This is a genomic window from Nocardia sp. KT25-26 (assembly GCF_056627695.1).
Genome location: NZ_CM152813.1, coordinates 5,179,092 through 5,192,937, shown reverse-complemented (window position 1 = coordinate 5,192,937; position 13,846 = coordinate 5,179,092). Strand labels below are relative to the sequence as shown.

14 protein-coding genes and 1 pseudogene are annotated in these 13,846 nt (G+C 65.9%); 8 read left to right on the top strand and 7 right to left on the bottom strand.

All coding sequences use genetic code 11. The features are described 5' to 3' along the window. Positions 1-55 precede the first annotated feature (55 nt). Positions 56-1,471, bottom strand: coding sequence for a SagB family peptide dehydrogenase (locus tag AC1HFH_RS23590; protein ID WP_480244973.1), 1,416 nt, complete (start codon positions 1,469-1,471; stop codon positions 56-58). After that, on the bottom strand, positions 1,468-2,466 hold the full coding sequence (locus tag AC1HFH_RS23585) for an ABC transporter substrate-binding protein (RefSeq protein ID WP_480244972.1): 999 nt from the start codon (positions 2,464-2,466) through the stop codon (positions 1,468-1,470). The genes AC1HFH_RS23590 and AC1HFH_RS23585 overlap by 4 nt, the downstream gene beginning before the upstream one ends. Before the next feature lie 166 nt (positions 2,467-2,632). Between AC1HFH_RS23585 and AC1HFH_RS23580 the strand changes: the two genes are divergently transcribed. From AC1HFH_RS23580 to AC1HFH_RS23545, 8 genes and pseudogenes are all read left to right on the top strand, one after another. Continuing rightward, positions 2,633-4,498 carry an ABC transporter ATP-binding protein/permease gene (locus AC1HFH_RS23580; protein ID WP_480244971.1) on the top strand — a complete coding sequence of 622 codons (1,866 nt, stop codon included), beginning with the start codon at positions 2,633-2,635 and terminating at the stop codon, positions 4,496-4,498. A gap of 221 nt (positions 4,499-4,719) precedes the next feature. After that, the gene (gene rplN / locus AC1HFH_RS23575) at positions 4,720-5,088 is read left to right on the top strand and encodes a 50S ribosomal protein L14 (protein WP_480244970.1); all 369 of its coding nucleotides are present in this window, start codon (positions 4,720-4,722) and stop codon (positions 5,086-5,088) included. Position 5,089: 1 nt separating this feature from the next. Next, positions 5,090-5,407 carry a 50S ribosomal protein L24 gene (rplX, locus tag AC1HFH_RS23570; RefSeq protein ID WP_480244969.1) on the top strand — a complete coding sequence of 106 codons (318 nt, stop codon included), beginning with the start codon at positions 5,090-5,092 and terminating at the stop codon, positions 5,405-5,407. Position 5,408: 1 nt separating this feature from the next. Then, on the top strand, positions 5,409-5,972 hold the full coding sequence (gene rplE, locus AC1HFH_RS23565; RefSeq protein ID WP_480244968.1) for a 50S ribosomal protein L5: 564 nt from the start codon (positions 5,409-5,411) through the stop codon (positions 5,970-5,972). 3 nt (positions 5,973-5,975) lie between these two features. Continuing rightward, positions 5,976-6,161 carry a type Z 30S ribosomal protein S14 gene (locus AC1HFH_RS23560; RefSeq protein ID WP_480244967.1) on the top strand — a complete coding sequence of 62 codons (186 nt, stop codon included), beginning with the start codon at positions 5,976-5,978 and terminating at the stop codon, positions 6,159-6,161. A gap of 89 nt (positions 6,162-6,250) precedes the next feature. Then, positions 6,251-6,400: pseudogene (locus AC1HFH_RS23555) on the top strand (type Z 30S ribosomal protein S14); the annotation flags it as partial. Positions 6,401-6,523: 123 nt separating this feature from the next. Then, positions 6,524-6,730, top strand: coding sequence for an AbrB/MazE/SpoVT family DNA-binding domain-containing protein (locus AC1HFH_RS23550; RefSeq protein ID WP_480248024.1), 207 nt, complete (start codon positions 6,524-6,526; stop codon positions 6,728-6,730). Continuing rightward, on the top strand, positions 6,727-7,428 hold the full coding sequence (locus AC1HFH_RS23545) for a Fic family protein (RefSeq protein WP_480244966.1): 702 nt from the start codon (positions 6,727-6,729) through the stop codon (positions 7,426-7,428). Before AC1HFH_RS23550 ends, AC1HFH_RS23545 begins: the two co-directional genes overlap by 4 nt. 315 nt (positions 7,429-7,743) lie before the next feature. On the opposite strand, the gene AC1HFH_RS23540 is transcribed toward AC1HFH_RS23545, so the two are convergent. The 5 genes from AC1HFH_RS23540 to AC1HFH_RS23520 all read right to left on the bottom strand — a co-directional run bounded on the left by AC1HFH_RS23540 (position 7,744) and on the right by AC1HFH_RS23520 (position 13,828). Continuing rightward, entirely contained in the window at positions 7,744-11,616 is a 3,873-nt protein-coding gene (locus AC1HFH_RS23540; protein WP_480244965.1) for a tetratricopeptide repeat protein, read from the bottom strand. A 32-nt stretch (positions 11,617-11,648) separates the two neighbouring features. After that, positions 11,649-11,975 carry a trypco2 family protein gene (locus tag AC1HFH_RS23535; RefSeq protein WP_480244964.1) on the bottom strand — a complete coding sequence of 109 codons (327 nt, stop codon included), beginning with the start codon at positions 11,973-11,975 and terminating at the stop codon, positions 11,649-11,651. Positions 11,976-12,171: 196 nt separating this feature from the next. Continuing rightward, positions 12,172-12,408: a hypothetical protein gene (locus tag AC1HFH_RS23530; protein ID WP_480244963.1), complete on the bottom strand. Its 237-nt coding sequence runs from the start codon at positions 12,406-12,408 to the stop codon at positions 12,172-12,174. A gap of 2 nt (positions 12,409-12,410) precedes the next feature. Continuing rightward, positions 12,411-13,064, bottom strand: coding sequence for a Uma2 family endonuclease (locus AC1HFH_RS23525; protein ID WP_480244962.1), 654 nt, complete (start codon positions 13,062-13,064; stop codon positions 12,411-12,413). A gap of 14 nt (positions 13,065-13,078) precedes the next feature. After that, positions 13,079-13,828 (bottom strand): NAD(P)-dependent oxidoreductase, encoded by a 750-nt coding sequence (locus AC1HFH_RS23520; RefSeq protein WP_480244961.1) that lies wholly within the window; start codon positions 13,826-13,828, stop codon positions 13,079-13,081. Positions 13,829-13,846 lie beyond the last annotated feature (18 nt).

Sequence of the window (13,846 nt, the reverse complement as noted above, 5' to 3'; positions counted from 1 at the left end):
TCAATCCGATTCCGGGGCCGGATCCGGCGGTGGCCGGACCGGCCCCGGAACCGGCTCAGGGCGCCGGGGCGGGGGAGCCGATGATGATGCTGCCGACGCTGCATTCCTCGAGTTCGTCCACGCCGGCCGCGGTGACGAACGCTTCGGTGTCGCCGAAGCCCTGGGCGCAGGCACCCAGGCCCATCGCGGTCGCCGCGAGGTAGACCGTCTGCATCAGCACTCCGACGTGTTTGAGCATCGCCGAGTAGCCGACCTGTTCGTAGGTCCACAGCACCCGGCCGGACCGGGCGGCCAGGACCAGCAGCACCTGCGGTTCGGCGCCGTCGGCGAGGGTCGCCGAGGTCGACTTGACCAGGCGGGACACGGCGGGGGCGGCCGCATCGGCCACCGGGCGCAGCACATGTTCGAACGAGTCGTAGTGGTACATGCCCGGTTTCAGGCCGGCGACATTGCGCACCACCGGATACACCTCGAGCTCGTACACACTGCCACCGGACGGGTAGGGGCGCGAGAGCAGTTCCTCACCCTCGTCTGCCGGGCGTTGTCCGCGCGTGCGCGCCGTCCGGTACAGCAGTTCGCCCAGCTGCTCGCGAGTGATCGGCCGGGCGTCGTCGAAGGCGCGGGTGGAGACCCGGTCCTCGAGCACCACGCTCAACGGCGGGTCCTCGGCGCGCAACACCGCCAGATCCGGGGCGGTGAGCGGTACCGGAGCTCCCGGATAGCCGGGCTTGCGGGCGGGCGGCTGCGGGAATTGTCCCTTCGCCCATTTGGTCGGACCGAAATTCTCCCAGCTGCTGGTGCGCGGCCCCAGTGTGCTGCGCCGGTGGAACCACAGGTCGGCCGCGTTCCAGCTGCGTGGGCCGAACTGCTGCTCTTCCGATGCGGCGTCTGCCGTGAACCCGCCGTGCCGCAGGTCGGCAAGCAAGCGCTCCCGTACCTCGGCGGGCAGACCTGCATCGTCACCACCGAGGCACGCCAGCACCTGTGCGTCGTGGATCCGCAGATCACACCAGCCCAGCGGGTGTTCCAGCACGAAACCGTCCGAATCGCGATGCAGGATGCTGAATTTGGACAGTTGCGCGCTGCCCGGCCCGGAGCTCTCACCGGCGAGCCCCTGAGTTTCGGGGCCTGCGCTGGGCTGAGGGGCCGAGTTCGATTCGGTCCGGGGCCGGGTGAACGGTGCCACCGTGTACAGCTCGCGATCCCGGTGCAGCACCGTGACCGTGAGCCGGCCGGACGCGGCGAGGCGGCCCAGCAGCGCGGCCGCCGGGCCGGTGTCGTCGGCGGACACCGTCATCGCGCCCTGGTTGAGGGATTTCAGCGCCTGCGATTCGGCCGGACCGAGGCCGGTCAGCTTCTGGTTGTCCGGAGGATCCAGCAGTACGGCCCCACCGGGCACGATGACGCAGGTGATGCCGGTGCGCAGGGAATAGCGAAGGGTGACGGGCAAGGCTGCGGTCCTCGCGCTCACTGGGCAGCAGCGGCCAGGGCCGGGCGCAGCTTGTCCAGGATGTAGGGCTGCGACAACGCGGTCGGCTGGTTGACGGCGCCGATCTCGGTGGTGTCGAAGAAGATCACCGAATCCTGCTGTACGGCCGGCAGGTCGTCGTAGCCGGGCAGCTGCCGGTACTGCTCGTCCATGCCCGGCGAATAGCCGGCGATCAGCAGGTCGGCGCCGAGTTCGTCGAGACGTTCGGTCGACAGCATCAGCCGGCCCTGATCGGCCGGTGCATCCACCAGGTTCTGCGGGATGCTCATCCCGAGCCGGGTGAAGGTCTCCGACGAACCGTCCGCCGGATCGGTCAGCACCACCAGCTGCGCGGGGCTCACCAGCCAGGTACTCGCGAAGGTCTTGCCCTGCAGGCCCGGGTATTCCGCGGCGAGGGCGTCGATCTTGCCGTCCACGTCGGCGATCACCTCGTCGGCGGCCTCCGGGGTGCCCAGCACCTCACCGAGGGTGCGCACCTGCTCCCGCCACGGCGTCACCGCTTCGTCGGTGAGCGCCGGCAGCGTCGGGGCGACCTTGGACAGCTTGTCGTAGGTCTGCTCGTCGGCGATGAACGGATCGGCGAGGATCAGATCGGGCTCCAGGGCCGCGACCTGCTCGACGATGTCGCCGCCGTGATCGAGGGCCTCGGCCGACGTCAGCGACTCCGGTTCCCACGGCGGCGTCGACCCGGACAGCGCGGCCACATTGTCGATGTAGCCGACCGGGGTCACGTCCAGGGCAAGGGTGGAGTCGAGCCATTGATTGCCCAGTGCGACGATCCGCTCCGGGGTGCCCTCGATCGTGGTCTCGCCCCGCGCGTGGGTGATGGTGATCGGTTCGCCCCCCGGGCCCGTGGCATCTTCCACGCCGGAGCTGCACCCGGCCACCCCGATCGCGAGCGCCCCCGCCACCGCGGCGATCGCCGCCCGCGACCACGTCCGAGTCCTTCCGACCGGCGTCTTCCTGACCGATTTCATCTCGCGCACCTCCTGGCCTCGGGGCGTCTCCCCGGAGCTCACCTGTGTCAGCATAGGTCAGGCAAACCTAATGTATGCGGTAGGTGGTCGCATAGGTAGCGGCCCGTATCACCCGGTGTGAAACTCCGCACCGGGTTAGACTTCCCCGACTTTCAGGACTCGCGGGATGGGAACTCGGTTGGAGACGTCAAGGGACTGGGGAAATGAGTTCTTCGAGACGGTGAAGTGGCTGGTGATCGCCTTCTCGATCACCGCGGTCGTATTCACCGTCGTCGTGGCACTGTTGCTCAAGTACACCGAGTGGGGGCGGCAGTTCTGGCGGATCAGCGCCGGATTCTTCACCGGGCCGCAGCGGATGCAGACGCTGGCCTTCGTCGCGGTACTGCTGTTCCTGACGGTATTCGGCGTCCGGATGGCCGTGCTGTTCTCCTATCAAGGCGTCGATATGTACGACGCCCTGCAGACGGCCGGGTCGGCCTTGGCTGCCGGTGATTCCGCGCTGTTGGAGGCGGGCAAGGCGGCGTTCTGGGCTGCCATGAAGTTGTTCGGCGTCCTGGCGGTGATCCACGTGGTCCGGGCCCTGGTCCTCTACTACGTCAGCCAGGCATTCGACATTCGCTGGCGGCGGTGGGTCACCGAGCACGTGACCGTCGACTGGATGCGCGATCGCGCCTACTACCGGGCCCGGTTCATCGACAACACGATCGACAACCCGGACCAGCGAATCCAGGCCGATATCACCATCTTCGTGCAGCAGTCCCGCACGCTGGCACTGGGCGCCGTATCGTCCGTCGTCACCGTGGTGTCGTTCACACAGATCCTGTGGGAGCTGTCCGGGCCGATGACCGTGCTCGGGTTCGAGATCCCGCGCGCGATGATGTTCCTGGTGCTGGTCTACGTGCTGATCACGACGATCATCGCCTTCTGGATCGGGCACCCGCTGATCCGGATGAACTTCCTGTACGAGCGGGCCACCGCAAACTTCCGTTACGCCCTGGTCCGGGTCCGCGACAGCGCCGAGAAGATCGCCTTCTATCAGGGCGAGGGTGTCGAGCGGCGGGGGTTGCTGTCGCGGTTCGCCACCGTGTTGCAGACCTACTGGGCGATCGTGTTCCAGACGTTGAAGTTCAGCGGCTGGAACCTGTCGGTCAACCAGACCGCAGTGGTGTTCCCGTTCATAATCCAGGCGCCCCGATTCTTCTCCGGTGCCGTCACCCTCGGTGAACTGACCCAGACGTCGCGGGCTTTCAGTGAGATCCACGATTCGCTGTCGTTCTTCCGCGAGGCCTACGACGACTTCGCGGCCTACCGGGCTTCGCTCATCCGAATCGACGGCCTGATCGTCGCCAGCGACGACTCCCGCGATCTGCCCAAGATCGCCCTCGCCGAGCTGCCCGACTCGCTCGAATTGGCGGACATCGACGTGCGGACGCCCGCCGACGACGTCCTGATCGACACCTTGACCCTGCGGCTCACGCCCGGTGAGGCGCTGGTGGTGAAGGGTCCGTCCGGCAGCGGTAAGACCACGCTGCTGCGCACCCTCGCCCAGATGTGGCCCTACGGCGCCGGCGAGGTGCGCCGCCCGGAGGGCAACGACACCCTCTTCCTCTCCCAGATCCCGTACCTGCCGCTCGGCGATCTGCGTACCGCCATCTCCTACCCGGCCGAACCGGGCAGTATCGACGACGCGACCCTGCGCGAGACACTCACCAAGGTGCATCTGGCGCACCTCGCGGACCGGCTCGACGAGGAAGCGGACTGGGCGGCGATCCTCTCGCCCGGTGAACAGCAGCGCATCGCGTTCGCCCGGATCCTGATGATCCGCCCGAAACTGGTGTTCCTCGACGAGGCCACCAGCGCGGTAGACGAGGGGCTGGAGTACTCCCTATACCACCTGGTGCGCACCGAGGTGCCGGAAACGATCCTGGTCAGCGTCGCGCACCGGAGTACGGTGGACCAGCATCACACCCAGCGCCTGGAACTGTCCGGCGAGGGACCGTGGACCCTGGACACCCAGTTCGCCCGGGTCTGACGGCGCCCCTGCGCCGACTACCCGGGCCCCGATTTGGGTTCGACCAGGCCGTTCCCATACACTGAACCGGTTGCCTGCGGCGCCTGGCGTCCGCAATTCGGCAGTGAACCCCCGGTGGTCGCCTCAGTCCACCGGCAGGCGCGCGTCCGGAGGGCGACTGACCATGCCCGTCGGGTCGGCAATCCGGCGTGCGTATACATCCAGGTCAAGGAGGAGCTGAAGTGATTCAGCAGGAGTCGCGACTGCGCGTCGCCGACAACACGGGTGCGAAGGAAATCCTTTGCATCCGCGTGCTCGGTGGCTCGTCGCGTCGCTATGCCGGTATCGGCGACACCATCGTCGCCACCGTGAAGGACGCCATCCCGGGCGCGAACGTCAAGAAGGGCGACGTCGTCAAGGCCGTGATCGTGCGCACCGCCAAGGAGCGCCGCCGTCCGGACGGTTCCTACATCAAGTTCGACGAGAACGCCGCCGTGCTCATCAAGGCGGACAACGATCCGCGCGGCACTCGTATCTTCGGCCCGGTCGGCCGTGAGCTGCGGGACAAGAAGTTCATGAAGATCGTCTCGCTGGCCCCGGAGGTGCTCTGACATGAAGGTGCACAAGGGTGACACCGTGCTCGTCGTCGCGGGCAAGGACAAGGGTGCCAAGGGCAAGGTCATCCAGGCCTACCCGAAGCAGAACCGCGTGCTCGTCGAGGGCGTGAACCGGATCAAGAAGCACGTCGCGAACTCCGCCACCCAGCGTGGCGCTTCCTCGGGCGGCATCGTGACCCAGGAAGCCCCCATCCACGTCTCGAACGTGATGGTCGTCGATTCCGACGGCAACCCGACCCGTATCGGGTACCGGACCGACGAAGAGACCGGCAAGCGGGTTCGCATCTCCCGTAAGAACGGGAAGGACATCTGATATGACCACCACAGAGAAGGTGCAGCCCCGGCTGAAGCAGCGCTACCGCGACGAGATCAAGGACGCGCTGAACTCGGAGTTCGAGTACGCCAACGTCATGCAGATCCCCGGCGTGGTGAAGGTCGTCGTGAACATGGGTGTCGGTGACGCCGCCCGCGACGCCAAGCTCATCAACGGCGCCGTCGAGGATCTGGCCCTGATCACCGGCCAGAAGCCGCAGATCCGCAAGGCCACCAAGTCCATCGCGCAGTTCAAGCTGCGTGAGGGCATGCCGATCGGTGCCAAGGTCACCCTGCGCGGTGACCGTATGTGGGAGTTCCTGGACCGGCTGGTCTCCATCGCCCTGCCGCGTATCCGCGACTTCCGCGGCCTGTCGCCGAAGCAGTTCGACGGCAACGGTAACTACACGTTCGGCCTGAGCGAGCAGTCGATGTTCCACGAGATCGATGTGGACAAGATCGACCGCCCGCGCGGTATGGACATCACCGTAGTGACCACTGCGACCAACAACGAAGAAGGCCGTGCCCTGCTCAAGCACCTCGGCTTCCCGTTCAAGGAGAACTGAGCAATGGCGAAGAAGGCTCTGATCAACAAGGCCAACCGCAAGCCCAAGTTCGCGGTCCGCGCCTACACCCGCTGCCAGCGCTGCGGTCGGCCGCACGCGGTCTACCGCAAGTTCGGCCTGTGCCGCGTCTGCCTGCGCGATATGGCCCACCGCGGCCAGCTCCCGGGCGTGCACAAGAGCTCCTGGTGAGTCGGCGCTCCTGATGGAGCGCACGCGTCCCGGACGCGACAACTGCAGATGAAGTGAGGGTACGGACTCGACCGAGTCCGTACCCTCAGTTGTCTATCGACCGCAAGCTTGAGTTCGCGGTCCGCGCCTACACCCGCTGCCAGCGCTGCGGTCGGCCGCACGCGGTCTACCGCAAGTTCGGCCTGTGCCGCGTCTGCCTGCGCGATATGGCCCACCGCGGCCGGCTCCCGGGCGTGTACCCTCACCTGTCTCGACGGCGACGTATGGTTCCGAGTCCGGGGCCCTCCGAGTGGGGTGTTCCGTCCCTGTCGACCGTGCGGGAGCACGCCCCCGCATATTCGTATGCGGAGTACCATGTTCGTATGCGGAAGAAGGTTGTCACTATTGGCAGTTCGGCGGGCATCACGATCAGCCCGGCCGAGCTGCGATCCCTGGGCGTTACGCCGGGGGACACGGTCGAAGTGACGGTCCGCTCCGGAGTTCTGGAAGCTCGCGCGGTCAGCAAGTATGAAGACGCCGACCTGCCCGAACTCATGGACATCATCAATGCCCATCGGACCCGCCGGTGACCTGGCGGCGCCAAGACTTCCTGGCCGATATCGCCCGCACCGGTGTGCTCACCCCCGAGTACGCCGAAGATGTGCTGGTGCGGTTGGCGCATCACTCCGCCGGCATCGAGGGCAATACGCTGACGCTCGCCGACACCATCACACTACTTGTGGACGAACGGACCCCTGCCGCGGGCACGCCACTGCGGGAGCTATACGAAGTCGCCAACCACTACCAGGGTTTGGCTCGTATCCTGCAGGCAGTCGCCGCGGACGAACCGCTGTCGGTGGACCTGGTGATGGAGCTGCACGCTGCATTGATGGACCACCTCACCCACGATCCGGGGCGGTTCAAGACCTCGAGCAATATCGTCACCGGTGCATCCTGGCTCCCCACCCCGCCGGAACGGGTGCACGAAATGATGCGTCAGTGGATAGATCAGGCCGAGTGGCAGACGGCGAATCTGGACAACGAGCCGCTGCTGGAAGCAATCGCAGGCGCGCACATTGCGTTCGAGCGGATCCATCCGTTCTCCGACGGCAACGGCCGCACCGGCCGAGCACTCATCGCCTTCCAGACCATCCGCCGCTTCGGGTTTCCGGCCATCATCCAGGTGGCACACCGTTCCAACTACATCTCCATGCTCGATGCCCAGGACACTCCGGCCCTGGCCCGCCTCCTCGCCGCGGCCTTGGCTACCGAGATGGATCGGAAGTGACCGGGGCCGGTGGAGACTTCCCGATCACCGACTCCGGCAAGCTGAAGGAATGAAAGAGATCAGCGCTCCGGAGGTGGCGCGGGCGTTTCCGGACGTGCTCGCCGAGGTCGAGGCGGGGGAGGCGTTTCTGATCACCCGGAACGGCGTCGGTGTTGCCCGGTTGCTGCCGGCTCCGGCGAACAATGGGGGTCGACTGAATGACCTATCCCGGAAGTGGGCCGGGTGTATCGGTTCGGACCACGACTTCGAGCGCGCGGTGGAGTCGATCGACGACTACGCAAGTGCCGACGACGCAGGGGTCCGAGATTCGCCTGGCTATTCCGGCCGACGAATTTCCTCGAGCACAATCTGTGCTAGTTCCAGCTGAGGGAGGTAATCCGTCGGCGACTCTTCGGCGAGTATCTCGAAGTTGCGTACCGCCTCGGTGACCGCTTTCAGAGCTTTCTCAGGGTGCTCGAGGACATCGAGGTAGACGGCGAGGTTGTGGAGGCTTCCGGCTAAGGCTGGGCGGTGGGTGTCGGGGTGTTTCCGGGCGAGAGCGCGGTAGGTCTGCACGGCTTCGGTGAGCGCGTTGAGGGCTTCATGGTCGCGGCCGATCTTGCCTAGGTAGAAGGCAAGATCGTGCAGGCTGTCGGCCAGACCGGGGCTGTGGGCGTCGGCGTCTTGGTCGGTGAGTAGTCGCCGCACGTGGACCGCTGCGGTGATAATGGTGACAGCTTCCGCGTCGCGGCCGAGGTCATCGAATGTGGCGGCAAGATTGTGGAGTTCGCCGGCCAGGTCGTGGAGGCTGCCGGCGGACTCCGAGTCGTCGGTGTCTGGGTATTGCCTGATGAGAGGGGTATGAGCGGCTTTGATGAGGGCGGTCAGGGCGTCCTCGTTGGGGCCGAACTCGGAGAGGAAGATAGCGAGGATGGCGAGGGTGTTGGCGAGGTTGGGGAGGTGGGTGTCGAGGGCTCGTTCGGCGAGGTCTTGTCGGATCCGGGCAGCTTCGGTGATGGTGCTCAGCGCCTCGTCGCCCTGGCCGAGTTTGCCGAGGTAGATCGTCAGGTTGGTAAGGCTGCCGGCGAGATCGGGGAGGTGGGGATCGGCGTCATGTTCGGTGAGTTGTCGCCAGATGTCGACGGCTTCGGTGATTGTGGCGAGAGCTTCCTCGCGGCGGCCGAGGACATCGAGAAGGCCGGCGAGGTCGTGAAGCTCGCCGGCGAGCTCGCGGATGCGGTCGCTGAAGTCGGGCCCGTACATACCAGGGTGTTGTCGGGTGAGACTGCGCAGGGCTCGAACGGATTCGGTGAGAACGGCCAGAGCTTCACTGTCGCCGAGGGTGCCGAGAACAGCGACGGCCTCGAGGTAGAGGGCGAGATTGAGCAGGCTGGCTGCGAGGTGGGTGAGATGGATACCGGGTTGCGTCTCGGCGAGTTCCAGCCGGATCTGTACGGCTTCCGTGACGGTTGTGACAGCTTCGTCGTAGCGCGTGACGGCGCCCAGGTGGCTCGCCAGGTTGTGCAGGCTCTTTGCCAGGTCCGGGAGGTGGGTGTCGGGTACTTCTTCGGCGAGTTGTCGTCGGATGTCGATGGCTGAGGTGATTGCCACCAGGGCGTCGTTGTCGTGGCCGACCTCGCTGAGGGCTTTTGCGAGGTTGTGCAGGCCCAGTGCCAGGTTCGGGAGGTGAGTGGTGGGGTCTTGTTCCGCGAGTGGTCGCCAGATGTCGACGGCTTTTGCGACGGCGTCGATCGTTTCTTCGTAGCGGCCGGCGTCGCCGAGGTGACTGGCTAGGTTGACGAAGCCACCGGCGAGATCGGGGAGGTGGATGGTGGGGTCGTGTTCGGCGAGTGGTCGCCAGATGTTGACGGCTTCGGTGATTGTGGTGAGGGCTTCCTCGCGACGGCCGACGTCGCCGAGGTGGTTTGCCAGGGTTAGCAGGCCCATTGCCAGGTTCGGGAGGTGGATGGTGGGGTCGTGTTCGGCGAGTGGTCGCCAGATGTTGACGGCTTCGGTGATTGTGGTGAGGGCTTCCTCGTGACGGCCGACGTCGCCGAGGGAGATGGCGAGATCATTGAGACGGTGTGCGAGGTGGGGGAGAAAGCTGTGGTCGGTATCGGCGATGGCGCGGACACGTCGGGTGAGTTCGTGGTCGAAGCTGACCGTGACACCTAGCAGGGCCGTGCTCCGGTCGGGGAAATTCCGAACTGCTGTTATCAGTACCGTGGTCGGAGTGCTTTGATCTCTGGCGATCTCGTGGAGCGTGCTCAGTAACGGGGTCGGTGATTCGACCTGGGTGGCGACCTGGATCGCGGCTGGGAGGACGGTATCGACGTGTTTGACGCACCATTGGGTGAGTCGTGCACCGGCGTCGGTGAGAGAAGAGTGATTGACCGCGCGGGTGCAGACGGTGACGAGATGCTGAATCTCCTCCGGTGTCTCGGGTGTATTCGCCAGCGTTTCGACTATGCATGGCCGTTTGTAGTCGAGCATGCGGCGGCCGACGAGCTGCTCGGCCACTCGGTCCGGTGCGAGGCCGCCGAAGGTGCCGGGGGCGTGGCCCGGGTACAGGTGCATCAGCCAGTTCCGGACTTTTCCTCGGGTGAGGTTGGGCTGGTCGGACAGGTCGGGGATGCGCTGGAGGGTTCGGTCGAGGTCGGCGAGGGTCGCGGGAGCGACGACCGCTGTGGCGGCGACAGTGTCTTCGAGGACCGCGGACCCCAGATGGGTAATCCCGTGGGTGGTTGCGGTTTTGGCCCAGTAGTATTTCTCGTGGCCGAGCACGCGGTCCTCGGGGCTTGCCTGTTGCGCTGATCCGGTGGTCGCCCCTGATTCGGTTCTGTCGAGCAGGTCGGTCAGCGCAGTCATGTGAACGGTCAGCGTTGTCGGCGTGTTGTCGTATGCGGACGTAAATGTCGCGATGACGTCTACGGCGGTTCGCTCCCAATCCAGTTCGTCGGCGTCGGGCAGGCGCGCGAGTGCGTCCGCGTACGCCATTACGGCTGCGCGATAGGTTTCCGCGCGGGCGTCGGTCGTCGGCTCTAGCGGCGGCAGGTCGGTGAACCGCGCTGTCGCCGCTACTCCGGCTGCCAGGCCACCATGTTCGGAAACCTTTTCCCACCACTCGCCGGCAGTTCTGGCCAGCAGCAACACCTTTGCGCGGTGGCCGGGCCGTTGCGTCGCAAGTGTTTCGAACAGTGCGGCCACCTGCGCGGTTCGGCCCTCGGCGTAGTCGACTACGACCAACAGGTTCGCGGTGACATTTCGCAGCGGATACAGGCTTTCGACGGATGCGTCGGAGTCCAGCCATAGGACCACCCAGTTCTCTGCAGTCAGCTGTTCGCCGAAGTGGTGGGCCAGTCGGGTCTTCCCCTGCCCACCCGGGCCGTGGATCAGCCAGGTGCCGAGGGAATCTTGATCTGACCATTCGTGCAGATCCGCAAGAACCTCCTCACGGCCGGGCTGGAAGGGGACGATTGCCCGGCGCGCGGTCAGCAGCGTCGAAGGCGTTGCCGGAAGGTTCGTTGCGTGACGGGGAGCTCGGTGATCATCCAGGCTCTGGAGTTCGATGGGTTCGAGGTGCATGGAGCCGGGACCACAGTGTTTGTTGATCGCTGAGCAAAAGTCTTGCTGGGCGAACAGAACATAGGCTGGCACGATGTCCAGTGCAGCATGGTCGCGATTGGTGGGATCGGCGGCTACGACACCGATCAGGAGGTCGCCGGCGAATACCGCGGCGCCGGACATGCCTTGCCAAGGGGAGCCGCCGCGGGCGAGCGGCGGGTGGCCGTCGAGTTGCATGATGTAGCGGTCGCCCACGAACCCGCTGCCCGGGTTGATGCGGCCGTTCGGTTGTTCCGTCTCCAGGGGAGTTCCCGCTGACTGCGCGAAATCCGGCAGACCCCAAGTGCGGCACTCGATTCCCGGTTCGTAGGTCACCGTCCGGCCCCACCGTGCCGACGGGAGGGCGGCCGGCGGAAGCCAGGCCGGATCGGCCAGTTCGATCAGCGCGGCGTCGGCACGACCACCCGGGGCACCGCACCAGATCACGGTGCCCGAGTATTTGTCCGGCTTGCCCGGTCGGAAAACCTTGACGGTGTCTGTGGCCGGTCCGACGATGTGTGCGGAGGTCAGCACCAGCCGAGGGGTGATCAGATATCCCGAGCCGGAACCGCTGCCCTCGACGCCGAATACCTGGTCCGAGTGCATGACGCCCCTCCCCGCTGAACCGCGGGGCGCAGTCAGCGACCGATGTGTCCTGAAACGTCGCCGGGGCCGGTATCCCCCCGATCGCTTCCCACCATAACCCGGGCGCCGTCGGCCTGTTGTGGGTTCAAGGTGACCGTCACGCGCTGCCGATTCGTGTGGGCTGCACCGGCGCCTGCCTCACCCGATACCACCCATGCCTTGAACCCGAACTTCGCGGAGGCGTCCTTCCGGAGCTCCACCTCGAACGACAACTCGATCGGTCCCACCTCGAACCGCAGATCCCGTTCGCCGCCTTGTTCGGCAGCCTCCAGTAGCTGGTGTCGAAGCGCCTCGATGGCGTTCCCCAATTCGATATCCATGCCCCGCCTCTCCTTGGTCGGTACCCGGCCAGCCTAGCTGGCCGTGTAGCCGACGGCAGGTGGAAGATGTTGTGTACTGCAGTGTTTCGATGCTCAGAGGTGGGTGAGTCTGTGTCTCAGGGTGTCAGAAGGTCGATCCGCGTCGTAGTGCAGCAGGGGCGATATGCGTATGGCGCTTGGATCGACGACGAAATTGTCACCACTTGCCGAAGCCGCCAGCAAGCTCACGGTCGATCTCGTCGGCTGCCATCGGCTTGCCGCCATGGAATCCGCCGAAGGTTGGCACGGGTCGGGCCGCGTGCTCGTCCAGCAGTTTCTCGATCGCCTGTGCCAGGGTGAGTCCCTCGGCAGCAGCCAACTGGCGCAGCCGGTCTCGTGTCCGTGCCGGCACCTCGATTGTGGCCGCCATCGGTCCGCCCGAATCTTCGGACATGTTCAGAACTCCAACTCGGACCAGGGAATGGTGATCGGGAAGGGACGGTCGATGGTGATGGCGGTCGAGTCCTTTGGTGACCAGATGCCGGCGAGGGCGTAGTTGGCGCGCTGCAAGAGGGTGACACCGGGAGCGGGCGGTCCGTCGGGGACGAGACCGTAGACGAGGACGTGGGCGATTTCGCTGCGGTGTGCGGCCAGTATGACCTCCCAGTACCAGGGGATGCCGGCGCGGGCGTAGCGGGCCTTCTTCAGTTCCATCTCGGCATCGGAGTTCGAGGGGGACAGGACCTCGCCCACCAGTACTGTATCGGCGGCTCGGATGTCCTGATAGGGGCGATCGAGGCAGCGGTATGCGACGAAGTCCGGGGTGACGAAGTCGGACTTGCCTTCGGCTCCGAAGAAGACATTGGTCTCGAAACTTACCCGCCAGCACTGTTCGGGGTCCTGAATGCCCGCTTCCCGAGCGCAGCGCTTCAAGGCGTTGGTCAGAGCGAGAGTGGCATCCTGATGCTCCGCCGGGCCCCGGCGCAACCAGACGACGCGCCCCTCCCATAGCTCGATGCGGGCGGCGACGTCCTCCGGCAGCTGTTCGAGCTCCTCCCAGGTCAGGTATTCCGGGAGGTCCGCGGGATGGTCGAGGTCGGGGCACGACATGTGGCAATCGTAGCTCAATTGCGGCGTTGTCCTGCGGATTCGTCAAGGCCTGCACCCTCATGCGCCAGCGCCGATTCGGTCTTCCGCCCGACAATCGCCGGCGCCTGGTGGATCAGCGAATCGTCCCGCAGGGCGGCGATCATGAACAGCGCGAAGTCGATGCGGCGGGTGCGGTTGGAGGCGAGGGCGGGGTCGCCGACGTGGGGGCGCCAGATGGGGAGGCCTTCACTCTCGCCTTCTTCCAGGTCGCTGCCGCGGACTACCGTCCAGGCGGTGTCGCTGGCGAAGATGCGGCGGCAGGCTTCGACCTGGTCGTCGATCTCCACTGCCCGGATCAGTTTGGCGGCCCAGGTGACCAGTTTGACGGTGGCCAGGAAGCGGCGGGAGTAGACGTCTTTGCCGTCCATGCTGATGTGCCAGCCGCAGGAGAAGATCAGCCGGGCGCCGGGTGGGGCGTAGTCGAGTACCGCCTGGGCTGTTCCGGAGGAGTACTGCTGCACACCCCACGGGGCGAGCACGGTGAGCACGCCTTCGCAGCCGGCGACGGCGGTGCGGATGACGTCCCGGTCGTTGGTGTGGCCGGGCACGATCGTGATCCGGTCGGCGAAATCGTCGAGCTTGCCGACGCTGCGTTCCCGGCATACGCCGACCACGTCGTAACCGAGGTCGAGTGCGATCCGCACCAGGTACCGGCCGAGCTTGCCGGAGGCGCCGACGATGCAGATCTTCGGCCGCTGCTGGGGTTCGCGAGCTTCGGAATTCATGGACCCGTTCCTTTCACC